Origin of the sequence: Methylobacterium frigidaeris (genome assembly GCF_022179185.1) — a bacterium.
GTDB classification, from domain to species: domain Bacteria; phylum Pseudomonadota; class Alphaproteobacteria; order Rhizobiales; family Beijerinckiaceae; genus Methylobacterium; species Methylobacterium frigidaeris.
Genome location: NZ_BPQJ01000309.1, coordinates 1 through 245 on the forward strand (window position 1 = coordinate 1; position 245 = coordinate 245).

Sequence of the window (245 nt, forward strand, 5' to 3'; positions counted from 1 at the left end):
ATACCTGGAGCGCATGTCCAAAATCGGCATGACTCTGGTAATCGAACTGGGTTGCACCGGAGGTGAAGAAGACGGCGTGGACAACAGCCACATGGACGCTTCTGCACTGTACACCCAGCCGGAAGACGTTGATTACGCATACACCGAACTGAGCAAAATCAGCCCGCGTTTCACCATCGCAGCGTCCTTCGGTAACGTACACGGTGTTTACAAGCCGGGTAACGTGGTTCTGACTCCGACCATCC

General features: G+C 54.7%; 1 protein-coding gene. It reads left to right on the forward strand.

From position 1 onward, the window contains the following. Positions 1-13: 13 nt before the first annotated feature. On the forward strand, positions 14-245 hold a 232-nt coding region (locus tag MFF64_RS37245; RefSeq protein ID WP_238194098.1), incomplete at its 3' end, for a class II fructose-bisphosphate aldolase.